This window comes from Paraliobacillus salinarum (assembly GCF_014083865.1).
Lineage (GTDB): Bacteria > Bacillota > Bacilli > Bacillales > Amphibacillaceae > Paraliobacillus > Paraliobacillus salinarum.
Genome location: NZ_JACEFA010000003.1, coordinates 65,274 through 78,705, shown reverse-complemented (window position 1 = coordinate 78,705; position 13,432 = coordinate 65,274). Strand labels below are relative to the sequence as shown.

The 13,432-nt window shown below is 33.1% G+C and carries 19 protein-coding genes; all 19 read left to right on the top strand.

Annotated features, from left to right (window positions below; genetic code table 11):
* Positions 1-67 precede the first annotated feature (67 nt).
* The 19 genes from HP569_RS04470 (at position 68) to HP569_RS04380 (ending at position 13,235) form a co-directional block, all read left to right on the top strand.
* The gene (locus tag HP569_RS04470; RefSeq protein WP_182199963.1) at positions 68-544 is read left to right on the top strand and encodes a Na+/H+ antiporter subunit E; all 477 of its coding nucleotides are present in this window, start codon (positions 68-70) and stop codon (positions 542-544) included.
* Entirely contained in the window at positions 544-825 is a 282-nt protein-coding gene (locus HP569_RS04465; RefSeq protein ID WP_182199962.1) for a Na(+)/H(+) antiporter subunit F1, read from the top strand. The genes HP569_RS04470 and HP569_RS04465 overlap by 1 nt, the downstream gene beginning before the upstream one ends.
* Entirely contained in the window at positions 806-1,159 is a 354-nt protein-coding gene (mnhG, locus tag HP569_RS04460) for a monovalent cation/H(+) antiporter subunit G (RefSeq protein ID WP_182199961.1), read from the top strand. Before HP569_RS04465 ends, mnhG begins: the two co-directional genes overlap by 20 nt.
* A gap of 225 nt (positions 1,160-1,384) precedes the next feature.
* A complete protein-coding gene (locus tag HP569_RS04455; RefSeq protein WP_182199960.1) occupies positions 1,385-4,174 on the top strand; it encodes an EAL domain-containing protein in 2,790 nt (929 codons plus the stop codon).
* A gap of 178 nt (positions 4,175-4,352) precedes the next feature.
* Entirely contained in the window at positions 4,353-4,577 is a 225-nt protein-coding gene (locus HP569_RS04450) for an SHOCT domain-containing protein (RefSeq protein ID WP_182200146.1), read from the top strand.
* A 203-nt stretch (positions 4,578-4,780) separates the two neighbouring features.
* A complete protein-coding gene (locus HP569_RS04445) occupies positions 4,781-5,014 on the top strand; it encodes a glutaredoxin family protein (protein WP_182199959.1) in 234 nt (77 codons plus the stop codon).
* A 99-nt stretch (positions 5,015-5,113) separates the two neighbouring features.
* The gene (locus HP569_RS04440) at positions 5,114-6,241 is read left to right on the top strand and encodes an MBL fold metallo-hydrolase (RefSeq protein ID WP_182199958.1); all 1,128 of its coding nucleotides are present in this window, start codon (positions 5,114-5,116) and stop codon (positions 6,239-6,241) included.
* 75 nt (positions 6,242-6,316) lie between these two features.
* Positions 6,317-7,102 (top strand): sulfite exporter TauE/SafE family protein, encoded by a 786-nt coding sequence (locus HP569_RS04435; protein WP_182199957.1) that lies wholly within the window; start codon positions 6,317-6,319, stop codon positions 7,100-7,102.
* Between the two features lie 69 nt (positions 7,103-7,171).
* A complete protein-coding gene (locus HP569_RS04430) occupies positions 7,172-7,651 on the top strand; it encodes a DsrE/DsrF/DrsH-like family protein (protein WP_182199956.1) in 480 nt (159 codons plus the stop codon).
* A 17-nt stretch (positions 7,652-7,668) separates the two neighbouring features.
* Positions 7,669-7,965, top strand: a complete 297-nt coding sequence (locus HP569_RS04425) for a rhodanese-like domain-containing protein (protein ID WP_182199955.1) — start codon at positions 7,669-7,671, stop codon at positions 7,963-7,965.
* Positions 7,966-7,998: 33 nt separating this feature from the next.
* The gene (locus tag HP569_RS04420; protein ID WP_182199954.1) at positions 7,999-8,229 is read left to right on the top strand and encodes a sulfurtransferase TusA family protein; all 231 of its coding nucleotides are present in this window, start codon (positions 7,999-8,001) and stop codon (positions 8,227-8,229) included.
* A gap of 30 nt (positions 8,230-8,259) precedes the next feature.
* Complete coding sequence (locus HP569_RS04415; RefSeq protein ID WP_182199953.1) at positions 8,260-8,643, top strand: DUF302 domain-containing protein; 384 nt, start codon at positions 8,260-8,262, stop codon at positions 8,641-8,643.
* Positions 8,644-8,769: 126 nt separating this feature from the next.
* Positions 8,770-9,348 carry a class I SAM-dependent methyltransferase gene (locus HP569_RS04410; protein WP_182199952.1) on the top strand — a complete coding sequence of 193 codons (579 nt, stop codon included), beginning with the start codon at positions 8,770-8,772 and terminating at the stop codon, positions 9,346-9,348.
* 16 nt (positions 9,349-9,364) lie between these two features.
* The gene (locus HP569_RS04405) at positions 9,365-10,039 is read left to right on the top strand and encodes a hypothetical protein (protein ID WP_182199951.1); all 675 of its coding nucleotides are present in this window, start codon (positions 9,365-9,367) and stop codon (positions 10,037-10,039) included.
* Positions 10,023-10,766 carry a cytochrome c biogenesis CcdA family protein gene (locus HP569_RS04400; RefSeq protein WP_182199950.1) on the top strand — a complete coding sequence of 248 codons (744 nt, stop codon included), beginning with the start codon at positions 10,023-10,025 and terminating at the stop codon, positions 10,764-10,766. Before HP569_RS04405 ends, HP569_RS04400 begins: the two co-directional genes overlap by 17 nt.
* 3 nt (positions 10,767-10,769) lie before the next feature.
* Positions 10,770-11,393, top strand: coding sequence for a redoxin domain-containing protein (locus tag HP569_RS04395; RefSeq protein ID WP_343051098.1), 624 nt, complete (start codon positions 10,770-10,772; stop codon positions 11,391-11,393).
* A gap of 114 nt (positions 11,394-11,507) precedes the next feature.
* Complete coding sequence (locus HP569_RS04390; RefSeq protein WP_182199948.1) at positions 11,508-12,014, top strand: methylated-DNA--[protein]-cysteine S-methyltransferase; 507 nt, start codon at positions 11,508-11,510, stop codon at positions 12,012-12,014.
* Between the two features lie 65 nt (positions 12,015-12,079).
* Positions 12,080-12,535 carry a Dps family protein gene (locus tag HP569_RS04385; protein ID WP_182199947.1) on the top strand — a complete coding sequence of 152 codons (456 nt, stop codon included), beginning with the start codon at positions 12,080-12,082 and terminating at the stop codon, positions 12,533-12,535.
* A 163-nt stretch (positions 12,536-12,698) separates the two neighbouring features.
* Positions 12,699-13,235, top strand: coding sequence for a glycerol-3-phosphate responsive antiterminator (locus tag HP569_RS04380; RefSeq protein ID WP_182199946.1), 537 nt, complete (start codon positions 12,699-12,701; stop codon positions 13,233-13,235).
* The last annotated feature ends 197 nt before the right edge of the window (positions 13,236-13,432 follow it).

Below are 13,432 nucleotides of genomic sequence, written 5' to 3'. Positions count from 1 at the left end.
CAATACAAAAAGCTTCGTGTTTATTTTGTACTAGAATACTTAGCTTTTCTAATAAAGGGGTAGTGCTATGGCTTTACAAATTTTATTAAACTTGAGTTTAGCTCTTATTTGGATGTTGTTATCTAATGATTACTCATTTGGAACATTCATTGTAGGTTATTTTCTTGGGGTAATTTTATTATATCTATTCAGAAGCTTTCTAAAAGCGGATATTTATTTCTCCAAGGTAGTGGCTTTTGCTAAATTAGTAGTAATTTTTATTAAAGAAATGATTATTGCGAATTTAAATGTAGCTAAAATTGTCTTGTCTCCAAAAATGACTGCTAAACCTGGTATTATCGCATATCCAACAGAATTAAAATCTGGAATTGAAGTAACCTTACTTGCCAGTCTAATTACGTTGACACCAGGTACACTCGTCATGTCATTTTCAGATGATCAGAAGACATTGTATATTCACACATTAGACATTGATAATAAGGAAGCTGTAATAGCTGGAATTAAAGAAACATTTGAAAAAGGCATCTTGGAGGTGACTGATTAATGCTTGATACAGTGGCATGGATTGTCTTAGTTATTTTATCGGTTGCAATTCTCCTTTGCTTTATTCGAATGATTAAAGGGCCAACTATGTTTGATCGCATCGTGGCATTAGATTTGTTGGGAATAACGATGATTGGATTCGTTGGTATGCTAATGATTATTCAAGATACTTTGGTCTATACGGAAATTTTACTTGTTTTAGGGATTTTATCTTTCTTTGGGACAGTAGCATTATCTAAATATATGGAAGGAGGGGTTATCATTGATAGAGATAGTGATTAGTTTTTTTGTTTTAGTTGGTGCATTATTCACATTGCTAGGTGCTGTAGCGATTATTCGTTTACCAGATACTTATACAAGAATAAATGCTGCAACAAAAGCATCAACATTTGGTGTCATTGGTTCAATGATCGGCCTCTTCATCTTCTATGCTGCTACACATGGTCAAGTAAGTGGTAAGCTGATCCTTACCATTGTTTTTGTGTTTATTACTGCACCTATTGGCGGATTTATGATGGCGAGATCTGCTTATCATGCAGGTGTTCGAATTTGGGATAATAGTGTTCGAGATGACCTTAAAGAAGATATGAAAAAACAAATAAATGAATCAAATTAATGGAAATGGCTGTTTAAATGGTTAATGAAACTTTTTAGGCAGTCTTTTCTATATTCATTAAAGCAATAAATGTATAGACTATTTATTTGTTTTTTATAAATTTTTTGACTAAACCGTACAAAAAAGTGGTAGTGATAACTAAGTATTTAAAAGAAACTTATAACAATCGATATATTTTCTCTAGTTTATTTAACATAATTTGCATGCTTTAAGGAGTGAACGATTGTGAAGTCTGCTTTAAAGGTGAGCATTATTTATCTTATTTTTGGTTTAGCTTGGGTCGTGTCCTCAGATCATATATTGAATATAATAACAGATGATTCGCAAAGTCTGGCTCAGCTGCAAACCATCAAAGGGTTTTTATTTGTTTTATTTACAATGATATTAATCTATTTTATGGTTCGTGTCTTAGTGAAACAGCATGATGACCAAGTGAAGCGTCGACTTGCTAAAGAGAAGAAACTATTAGAAGTGATTAATGAGAATAAAGTTTTCCAGCACTTATTTGAACAATCATCATCAGGGATGTTAATTACTGATCCAAAACAAAATGATAATCCTATTGTGTATGTAAATGAAGGGTTTGAACAAATAACTGGTTATCAGCGTGAAGAAATTATAGGAGAGAATTGTCGTTTTCTACAGGGTGAAGATACAAGAAATACAGATAAGATTAGACAAGCAATTGAGAATGAACAACCGATTCAAATAGAACTTAAAAATTATCGTAAGGATGGGACACCTTTTTGGAATTCGCTTAGAATTAACCCAATTTATGATGAAAGCGGACGACTAACATCTTTTATAGGCATCCAAGAGGATATCACGAAAAAACGAACTCAGGAAATATTTATGGAAAATCAGTTTAGGATGGTAAAGAAAATAATTTCTTCAAATGACATCTTTAAAACGATTACTGACTCTTGCCAAATGATAGAAGACCACTTAGACATAGGCTGTATCATTTTACGTTTAGATGATGAACAAAAAATTATTCAATGCTTTGGCTCTACTTTAGTACCCGATCAATTAAAGAGTGATTTGGATGGTTTAACGTTTAATGATTCTCGAAAGAATTATATTGATATGATTCTTAATGATAATCAAAAAATAATTAAAGAAATGGTAACAGATGATTCTTTCGGTTTTTATTGGAATTTGTTAATTCAAGCAGATTTTCATCACTTTTGTATCACTCCTATAGTTAGTGAGGATCAGCAAATACTTGGCGTATTCTTTGGGTTCTCTAAAGAAGAAGAACCGTTAGATGCCATTCTATTAGATACTATAAGAAATTATGCTTCCATACTAAGTTTTTCATTGAAAAGCATAGAGTATTTAGAACGTATTAAAAAGAATGAGAGAAGATATCGTTTAATAGCAAATAATTCTACCGATTTCATATTAGTTGTTACAAAGGATTTAAAGGTGGAGTATATGTCACCTTCACATAAAAGATTAATAGGTGAGAAGTATGACTTTTCATCCATTATAGATGCTTTAGTAGATGATTCTAAGCATAAATTGTTAGCTTTAGTTGATCAATTAAAAAATGGTGTCGAGTTTGATAGAGTAGAGGTTGAGTTAAAGGATTTACAAGGTGTGACTCATTATGTCGATGTTGATGGTAAACAATTTCTAGATGATGAGGAAAATCAGTATAAGATCCTTCTCGTAGCGAAAGATGTGACAGAACGTAAGAAATTCGAAAGTTCTTTAAATCATGTGTTGTATTATGATGGACTAACTCAATTGCCAAATAGGTATCATTTTAAAAAATTATTAGATAAACACTTGAATTTTACAGATAACCAAGCATTATTTGTATTAGATTTTGATCAAATGAAAGAGATAAGTAATACATTTGGTCAAGGTGCTGACGAATATGTCCTAACGAATGTAGTGGATCTGATAAAAGAAGTCTTTCCAGAGGCAGTTATTGGTCGAACGGGTGAAGATGAGTTTTCTATTTTAATTAATGATATAGAAAACAATCGAATATTAGAAGAAGCGCTCAAAAAGCTATTAAATCGTTTGGATATTTCGTGGTATTATCAATCAAAAGAATTTGTCGCAACAGTAAGTATTGGTGCAACTTTATTTAATAAGCAATCAACAGAAGGTGTTATACTCGAAGCAGAATTAGCTTTAAAAGAAGCAAGAAGAAAAGGAAAGCAACAGTATCATATTTATAGTGAAGGAATGGAAGAAGGGGCGATTGATTCATTTACGCTTCAAAATGAGTTATATCATGCTTTGAATAAAGAGGAATTTGAAGTGTGGTATCAACCGCAAATTGATACGAAAACAAATGATGTAGTAAGTGTTGAAGCTTTGATTCGTTGGAGGCATGAGGAATTAGGAATCATTTCACCAAATCAATTTATACCTATTGCGGAAGAAACAAAATGGATTGTTCCGATTGGGACATGGGTCTTGCAAGAAGTATGTCAAGATGTTGTGAAATGGCGCCATCAAGGTAATTCAATCAAAGCATCAATAAATATTAGTTATGCACAATTAGAAGAACCGACCTTTATTTCAATAGTTGAGAAAATATTAAATGAGACAGGATGCCCTGCTAACCAAATTATTTTTGAAATTACAGAAAGTATGCTTATGCATGATTTATCACTATCCATAAGAATTTTACAGCAAATAAAAGAGTTAGGTATTCAAGTTGCTGTAGATGATTTTGGTGTAGGCTATTCTTCTTTATCCTATTTAAAACAATTTCAACTAGACTATTTAAAAATAGACCGTGCGTTTATTACTAATATACACGAGGATAATAATGACTTTGCGATTGTACAAGCAATTATGGAAATGGCACGCACATTAGGGTTAGAGGTAATTGTAGAAGGAACGGAAACAAAGCAACATGTGGAATTGTTAAAAAAATTAGGCTGCTACTATTTCCAAGGATATTGGTACAGTAAGCCTGTTCCTAAAAATCTATTATTCAGCACAATTGATAGTATTTATTCAAATAAATTAGCCATGAATAATATTTGATTAATGAGCTAATTTATGATTTTTTGAAGCGGGGATCGGGTATATCATATATAGGTTTTCGATGATAAAGGGATGCAATATCACTGTTAGCCTTTATCATCGAATCTTATCTGATAGAAGTTAGTTAGTCACTAGTTGTTTTAATAATTAATTAAACAAGGAAAGGATGATACGTGTGATGCATGGTACAAATTGGTATGGGAATGGTATGTTTGGATTTAGTTTTTTTGGGTTAATCATATTAATAGGATTAGTCATTTTAGTTGTATGGGTTGTTAAAAATGGTTCATCTGAAAAAAGTAATCAAGCAAACAATGCTTTAGATATATTAAAATATAGGTTAGCAAAAGGTGAAATTTCAGAGGAAGAATATGATCGGTTGAAGAACAAAATAAATGAATAAGGTCATCTGCGTCCTTCAAGAACTTTTTCTGTACTATAATAATGGTGTTCATTTTAGAATTAAAAAAAGTACATTATTTTCTCTTGACATTATACCTAAGGGGGTATATATTAAGAGTAAGCAATTTAATTGCACTATATTTTTTTCGCTGTTAATATACCCTTATAGGTATTTAGAAACTTTTAAAAATGGAGGATTAACAAATGAGTCAAATGAAAGTGTACACAACGACATCTTGTCCTTATTGTGTCATGTTGAAAAATTATTTAACAGATCAAAACATTCCTTTTGAAGAAGTGAATGTAGAAGAGAAGCCAGATGCAATGCGCTATGTTGTAGAATCAACAGGTCAAATGGGGGTTCCTCAAACTGAAGTTAATGGCAAATGGATTGTTGGATTTGATCCAAATCAAATTATGGCTGCATTAGAAAAATAAATCATTAGGTGCTCGTACTATTATTTAGTACATGCGCCTACTTTTATGGCTAAATAGTAAACAAAAGAGTATAAAAAGTATAAAATTGGAGGATTTATTATGACGATGAAAGCAATGACGCCAGGTCAAGTAGCGAAGAAAGTAATTAACAATGAAAAACTATTTATTTTAGATGTGAGAAATCAAGATGCTTTTGAAGATTGGAAGGTAGAAGGACATCAATTCGACTATTTAAATATCCCGTACTTTGAGTTGATTGATGGTGTAGAAAGCATTTTAGATAAGCTACCTAAAGACAAAGATATTTTAGTTGTTTGTGCGAAAGAAGGTTCATCTGTAATGGTAGCTGAAATGTTATCAGAAGCTGGACTAGATGTTTCTTATCTTGAAGGTGGAATGAAGGCTTGGAGTGAACATTTAGAGCCGGTAAGAGTAGGAGAATTGAATGGTGGCGGGGAATTATATCAATTCGTTCGTATAGGAAAAGGTTGCCTATCTTATATGGTAGTCTCAGGTGAGGAAGCAGCTGTAATTGATCCGGTTAGAATGACAGATGTATTTGTTAACTTTGCTAAAGAAAAAAATGTAACAATTAAACATGCGTTAGATACACACTTGCATGCTGACCACATTTCTGGTGGACGCTTAATAGCACAAGAAACAGGTGCATCATACTGGTTACCACCAAAAGATGCGACAGAAGTAACATTTTCTTATAATCCTTTAAAAGATGGTCAGTTAATTCAAGTTGGTGCATCAACGATTGATATTAATGCATTATACACACCAGGTCATACTATCGGATCAACATCTTTTATTATTGATGATTCGTACCTGTTAACTGGAGATATACTTTTTATCGATTCAATCGGTAGACCGGATCTTGCAGGAAAAGCAGAAGATTGGGTAGGAGACTTAAGAAATAGCTTATATTCAAAATATAAACAGCTTTCTGATGAACTAGTTGTTCTACCAGCCCACTTTATGATTGTAGATGAATTAAATGAAGATGGAACAGTAGGTAAAAAGCTTGGAGATTTATTTAAAGAAAATCATGGCTTAAATGTGGATGATGAAACAACCTTCCGCCAAATGGTAACAGAGAACCTACCACCACAACCGAATGCTTATCAAGAAATTAGAGAAACAAACATGGGGAAAATTGAACCAGATTCTGAGAAGCAACGTGAAATGGAAATTGGTCCTAACCGTTGTGCAGTAAGATAATAATTTAACTGTATGAGAGAAGAGGAATATTCCTCTTCTCTCACCTTAAGATAACGGTATAGGAGTGGATTGAATATGGAGATCACAATCAGTTTTGTAGTTATTGTATTTTTAATCGGGTTTATAGGGTCATTTCTTTCGGGTATGCTAGGAATAGGTGGATCAATTATAAAATATCCGATGCTATTGTATATTCCACCATTGTTTGGTTTGGCAGCTTTTTCAGCGCATGAAGTATCAGGAATTAGCGCGGTCCAAGTCTTTTTTGCTACGATAGGTGGAGTATGGGCTTACCGAAAAGGTGGCTATCTTAACAAATCACTAATTTTGTATATGGGTGTTTCAATCCTATTAGGAAGTTTGATTGGTGGATATGGTTCGAAATTTATGCCTGAAGCATCGATTAATTTTGTTTATGGAGTACTTGCATTGCTGGCAGCGGGTATGATGTTTATCCCTAAAAAAGGGGTAGATGATATCCCGTTAGATCAAGTGTCATTTAATAAACCAATTGCTGCGAGTTTAGCTTTTGTTGTTGGAATTGGAGCAGGTATTGTTGGTGCAGCCGGTGCATTTTTATTAGTTCCAATTATGCTCGTTGTATTAAAAATTCCAACTAGGATGACAATTGCATCTTCACTAGCGATTACATTTATATCTTCAATCGGTTCTACAATTGGGAAGATAACAACAGGTCAAGTTGCCTATATCCCGGCAATTATTATGATTGTAGCAAGCCTTATTGCTTCGCCTTTAGGAGCGCAAGCCGGTAAGAAAATTAATACGAAGATACTTCAAACGACATTAGCCGTATTGATTGCTCTTACAGCAGTGAAGATATGGATGGATATTTTAAGTTGAAAAAACAAACTAAATACCTTTACGGGTATGTGTATATTGTGTATAATGTAACATGTAGGAGGAATGAATATGGCAGAAAAGAAAAAAACAACGATCGTTTTATTTAGTGGTGACTATGACAAAGCAATGGCTGCATATATCATTGCAAACGGTGCGGCAGCTTATGATCATGAAGTAACAATCTTCCATACGTTTTGGGGATTAAATGCGTTACGAAAAGATAATCATCAACCAGTGAAGAAAGGTTTACTTGAGTCAATGTTTGGTAAAATGATGCCTCAAGGCCCAGAAAAAATGGGGTTATCAAAAATGAACTTCTTTGGTTTGGGTAAAGTAATGATCAACAAAGTGATGAAAAAGCATAATGCGATGAATTTGACTACTTTAGTAGATATGGCAAAAGAACAAGATGTGAAGTTTATTGCTTGTACAATGACAATGGATCTATTAGGATTACAAAAAGATGAATTGTTAGATGAAATAGAATATGGTGGCGTTGCAGCATATATTGGTGACGCTGAAGATGGTAATGTAAATCTATTTATTTAATATTGGAGGGGTTAAAAATGAAACAGATTAGTGCAGATGCATTAGCAGAAAAATTACAAAACAAAGAAAATGTAAACATTATTGATGTGCGTGAAGATTTTGAAGTAGCTGAGGGTAAGATTCCTGAAGCAATTCACATTCCATTGGGAGAAATCGAAAAACGTGTAAACGAATTAGACAAAAATGAACATTATTACTTAGTTTGTCGTTCAGGTGGAAGAAGTGGTAATGCATGTGGTTTCTTAGATTCACAAGGTTTTGATGTAACAAACATGACTGGTGGAATGCTAGCATGGAATGGTGAAGTTAAGTAAAAAAATATTTATTATAAAATGGAGGATTTTGAAATGGAAGCAACTAAAGTATTAGACGCAAAAGGATTAGCATGTCCAATGCCAATCGTTAGAACAAAGAAGGCAATCGCTGAATTACAAACAGGTGATATTTTAGAAATTCATACAACTGATCAAGGCTCAAAAAGTGATTTAACTGCATGGGCAAAATCAGGTGGTCATGAAATTCTAAAAGATGTTGAAGAAGATGGAGTTATTAAGTTTTGGGTTAAAAAAGGCGAATAAATTTAAATCTTATAGTTAGGAGTTGTTAAAATGTTTCATTATACAGTAACTTCTGATAAAACGATTGAAGCAGTGGTCCATTCTTTAGAGGAAAATCTAAAAGAGGAGAAATTCGGTGTCTTATGGAAATTCGATGTGAAAGACACATTGAATAACAAAGGATTTGATTTTGATCAGCCGTATCTCATCTTAGAGGTTTGTAATCCTAAAGAGGCGCATGATATGTTACATGAAAATCAAATGGTTGGATATTTTTTACCTTGTAAGCTAGTAGTTTATAAGGACGGAGATCAAACTAAATTAGGCATGCCAAGACCAACAGAATTAATTCAACTTGTAAGCGACCCGTCACTAAATGACAAGGCAAAAGAAATAGAAGATCGTTTAATAAACGTTCTGAATAAAAGTAAATAATTAATTCTAAGGCTACTTTGGTTATTAAGACTAAAGTAGCCTTTTTAATAGACATACTGCGTTATGATTGACTTGATACCTCCAGTGGTATAAAGTGTGGGTAGTTATGAGGAGGGGGAGTATTTAATGGATCATCTAAACAAACGATTTAACCTGGATCACGTCAATAAACTTATGTCAAATGAACGTTATGAATTACTTCAGCCAGAGAAATTAATTGATAATTTATCTATAAATGAAAACGATGTCGTTGCTGACCTAGGAGCAGGTGCTGGATTTTTTACTATACCTGCTGCAACACAAACGAATAACGCTGTTTATGCAATTGATATTGAACCCAGCATGATTCAACTATTGGAGGAAGCTGCATCAAAGCAGTCCATATCTAATATAAATACAATAGTAAGTAATTTAAATGTTATTCCTTTAGCAGACCAAATACTAGATAAAGTAATTTCTGCATTTGTTTTGCACGAAGTAGACCACCTAGATACAACTATAAAAGAAATAGCGCGAGTAACAAAGCATGGTGGAAGAATAATGTTGATTGATTTTAAAGCGATTCATACAGAGGCAGGGCCACCATTAGAAATTAGAATCCCATCTTCTAAATTAGTGACACTATTAAAAGACCACCACTTTAACAATATTATTACAAAAGAAATCAATGATAGCAATTACATGATAATTGCTGAACGTAATTAGTAAAGGAGTTCTTCGTATGCCAGAAGCAATTATGATAGGGTCATTAGTGCTGAAAACATCATTACTTCTATTAGTCGCAAGTTTTGTTATTGGTATTTTATTTTTTTGGTTAACAAGCCCAATGGAGAAAAAAGAAAAAAATAATTACATAGATAACGTTACGAGTATGCTGCTTACTTTTATTTTAATACTAATAGGTAGCAAAATTGCATTAAATTTGTCGCTTTTCATCGACGATCCGATAGCGGTTTTAGCTTTTCCAAGTGAATCCACATCGTTTTATATTGCCTTTGTTGGTTTGTTGTTATATGTAGGATATTTAATTAAACTAAAAAGCAAATCAATAGTTAATATGTCTCTAAGCTTTTTTATTGTGTTTCTAATGTCTTCTTTTAGTTTTTTGATTGGACAGCTTTTAGTAATGAAAACGGAAGTGTCCATCATAGAATTGAGTGTACATTTCCTATTACTTATCTTATGGCTGTTATTGCAAACTAAATTGCGAAATCAATACTTAGTAGGTATGATGATCATGGTTTTTGGAGGAACGAAGCTTGTATTATCCTTCTTTAAAACGATGTTTGTATTTACGTTTCCATTACATAGCTGGTTCTATTTATTACTTATAGTTCTAGGATTAGCTTTAATTTTAATGAAAAAGGAGGGTGACAACTTTGGAACCAATAGCTGATATTACAATATGGTTGGCATTATTTGCAGGTGTGCTTTCCTTCTTATCTCCATGTACATTACCAATATTCCCTGTCTATTTATCTTACATAACCGGGATTAGTGTGAAGGATATTCAAGGAGAAAAGCAAAGAAAAGTACAAATGCGATTATTGATTCATTCTATATTTTTCTTGTTAGGTGTTTCTCTCGTTTTTCTTGGCTTAGGCATCGGTGTTTCCTTTCTGGGTCAATGGATTCAAGGTCTGTTATCTGGTGAATCTGGTTTGTTTATTCAACGTATAGCAGGTATTTTTGTTCTCTTTATGGGATTTGTTATCGGTGGATGGCTTAAAGTTCCGGCATTAATGCAAGAAAAAAGATTCAAAACAAAACGTAAACCTATGGGATTAGTGGGGACCTTTTTTGTTGGAATGGGTTTTGCTGCAGGGTGGACACCTTGTATTGGTCCTATTTTTGCATCTATTTTAGTAATTGCAGGGACAAACCCTTCTGAGGGAGCGGTTTATACGATCTTTTACATTATCGGATTCGCTTTACCTTTCCTAATTTTAACTTTCTTCTTAGGTTATGCAAAATGGTTAGTTAAGTATAGTAATAAGATCATGAAAATTGGTGGAGCGATTATGATCGTATTCGGTGTCCTGTTGTTTACTGGTCAAATAGCTAAATTATCAAATTTATTATTGCGAGCGGTGCAAGGCACTTGGTTTTCGAATTTAGGATAGGCGGTGAGTGAGTTGAAAAAAGCGATTATTGTATTAGTAATAACAGGAATGTTTGGTTGGGCGATTTTTGATTTGGTTTATGATGGAGATAAAGAACAAAACGAAGAAATAACAGAGGAAGAACAAAATTATCAAGCAACAGATGAAACAGAATTAATTGAAAACGAAGAATCGGCTAACAATGATCAATCTTCAGCGAACGAGATTGGTTTAAATGTTGGCAATACAGCCCCTGATTTTACATTAGAGACTTTATCTGGAGATCAAGTTTCATTGTCAGATTATCGTGGAAAAAAAGTAATGTTAAATTTTTGGGCAACCTGGTGCCCGCCTTGTCGTGCTGAAATGCCAGCAATGCAGAATTTTTACACAGACAATGATGTAGAAGTTTTAGCGGTGAACTTGATCAGTACAGAGACAGCGAAACAAGATGTTGTTGATTTCGTTGATTCATTTGGTTTAACTTTCTCTATTTTATTAGATGAAGGGAACCAAGTGGCACTAGCTTATGGTATTCGCCCAATCCCAACCACATATATGATTGATACAAATGGAGTAATACAGAAGAAATCATTTGGTCCAATGAATCAAGAACAAATGGAACAAGCACTAACAAGTATGAATTAAATTATTTAATAGCATGTTCTTACTTAACCTACAATTATTTAATTGTAGGTCTTTCTATATCTAAAATATGATCTATAATAAACATATAACTAAATCGATAGGATGTATAACATAATGGCTAAAAAACTATACTATGACTACTTAACTCAAGATAATCAATCCTACTTCTTAATAGCAACTGAAAAAGGGCTATGTTTTCTTGGTTGTGTTGATATGGATGAACAATATTGGGGAAAATGGAAACAGAAGTATTACGGTGAATTTACAGTAATACATTCATCAAAAGCTTTAGAGTCTTACGTTACAGAATTGTCTACCTATTTGGATAAAAAGAAAAAGTGTCCGTCGATATCAATAGATCTTGAAGGAACTGCTTTTCAGAGAGAAGTTTGGCATGCGCTTCAAACCATACCTTATGGTGAAGTAAGCACATATAGTTCAATTGCTACACAAATAAATCGTCCTAAGGCAGTTCGAGCCGTCGCCAACGCTATATCTGCTAACCCTTTATTAATTTTCATTCCGTGTCACCGTGTTATTGGGAAGAACGGTGGTTTAACTGGCTTCAGATCGGGAATAGATGTAAAGAAAAAGTTATTAGAACTTGAGTCAAGAAGGTAGACAAAACACCTTTATTACTTTATAATAATTATAAAGTAATAATTATTAAAATAGGAGTGGATATAATGACAACATCAAACGAAGCATTGAAAAATCATCTAAATCAATTGGTAGCTACACATGGTATGTTTTTCACCAAGTTACATCAGTATCATTGGTATGTTAAAGGAACAAATTTCTTTGTATTACATGAAAAATTTGAAGAGTTATATGGTGATGTGAACGCAAAATTTGATGAATTTGCAGAACGTTTATTAACTATTGGCGGAGAGCCATATTCCACACTTTCAGAATTTATTGAGCATTCAAGCCTCAGTGAAACACCATATAAAAAGGAAATTCCATCAGATAAGATGGTTGAATTGGTTGTAGATGATTATAAGATAATTCAGTCTGATTTAGAAAAAGGAATTGAATTAGCCGGCGCAGCAGATGATAATGTTACAGAAGATCTGTATATTGGCTATAAAACAGAAATAGAAAAGACTCTATGGATGTTAACCGCTTATTTAGGAAAGTAAAATGTAACTATAAAGAAATTACAAAAGCTCCAGCCGTTAGAAAAAACTAATTGCTGGGGCTTTTGTTTGCTTTTCTAATACAACTTCACATAGTATAAAGATAGCTATTAATTACTTTTAATAATCTTTCAATCTACCACTACATCGCAAAAGGAGATACTATATGAAAATAGAAGGAGTTATACCAGCTATTCGTAATATGAAAGATTTTGAGCGTATTATCGAAAGCGACCATCAAATTATGGTCATGCTAGAAACTAGAATTTCACAATTACCTCAACTCGTTCGACATGCAAAGAAACATCATAAAAAAGTACTTGTTCATGCCGATTTAATTAATGGATTAAAAGTCGATGCCTATGGTATGGAATTTTTGGTGCGTCTTGTCAAAGTCGATGGTGTCATATCTACAAGGACAAGTGTTATTGCGTTAGCGAAAAAGTATAACATATTAGCTATTCAACGATGCTTCGCTATCGATAGCTCAGCGATAGCAAACAATATTAAATTGATTGAGAAATCCCAACCAGACTATATAGAAGTCTTACCAGGCATTATGCCAACAGTTATTAGTGAATTTATTGATCGTACAAAAGTTCCTGTTATTGCTGGAGGATTAATCAAAAATAAAGATCAAGTCAATCAAGCGCTTCAAGTTGGAGCTGTTGCAATTACTACTTCACATAAACAATTGCTTTAAAAAGTAATTATAATAACTATTTCGTATTTATTTTCACATATGATAGATTTAATAAATTAATCTTTTAAAAAATATGCAAACCTATTGACACCGCTTTCAAGTTATTATACTATTTAAACCAACAAGTTAAAAAAGTGCGGGAGATATGGAGTCCACACAGTTTGTAGCATGCTTTCCTAGGAAGCGGTGTGCTATAG

Coding starts and splice junctions, on each gene's coding strand:
- HP569_RS04470 (WP_182199963.1), top strand. CDS start 68: ATGGCTTTACAAATTTTATTAAACTTGAGTTTAGCTCTTATTTGGATG.
- HP569_RS04465 (WP_182199962.1), top strand. CDS start 544: ATGCTTGATACAGTGGCATGGATTGTCTTAGTTATTTTATCGGTTGCA.
- HP569_RS04450 (WP_182200146.1), top strand. CDS start 4,353: ATGCATGGTACAAATTGGTATGGGAATGGTATGTTTGGATTTAGTTTT.
- HP569_RS04445 (WP_182199959.1), top strand. CDS start 4,781: ATGAGTCAAATGAAAGTGTACACAACGACATCTTGTCCTTATTGTGTC.
- HP569_RS04440 (WP_182199958.1), top strand. CDS start 5,114: ATGACGATGAAAGCAATGACGCCAGGTCAAGTAGCGAAGAAAGTAATT.
- HP569_RS04435 (WP_182199957.1), top strand. CDS start 6,317: ATGGAGATCACAATCAGTTTTGTAGTTATTGTATTTTTAATCGGGTTT.
- HP569_RS04430 (WP_182199956.1), top strand. CDS start 7,172: ATGGCAGAAAAGAAAAAAACAACGATCGTTTTATTTAGTGGTGACTAT.
- HP569_RS04425 (WP_182199955.1), top strand. CDS start 7,669: ATGAAACAGATTAGTGCAGATGCATTAGCAGAAAAATTACAAAACAAA.
- HP569_RS04420 (WP_182199954.1), top strand. CDS start 7,999: ATGGAAGCAACTAAAGTATTAGACGCAAAAGGATTAGCATGTCCAATG.
- HP569_RS04415 (WP_182199953.1), top strand. CDS start 8,260: ATGTTTCATTATACAGTAACTTCTGATAAAACGATTGAAGCAGTGGTC.
- HP569_RS04410 (WP_182199952.1), top strand. CDS start 8,770: ATGGATCATCTAAACAAACGATTTAACCTGGATCACGTCAATAAACTT.
- HP569_RS04405 (WP_182199951.1), top strand. CDS start 9,365: ATGCCAGAAGCAATTATGATAGGGTCATTAGTGCTGAAAACATCATTA.
- HP569_RS04390 (WP_182199948.1), top strand. CDS start 11,508: ATGGCTAAAAAACTATACTATGACTACTTAACTCAAGATAATCAATCC.
- HP569_RS04385 (WP_182199947.1), top strand. CDS start 12,080: ATGACAACATCAAACGAAGCATTGAAAAATCATCTAAATCAATTGGTA.
- HP569_RS04380 (WP_182199946.1), top strand. CDS start 12,699: ATGAAAATAGAAGGAGTTATACCAGCTATTCGTAATATGAAAGATTTT.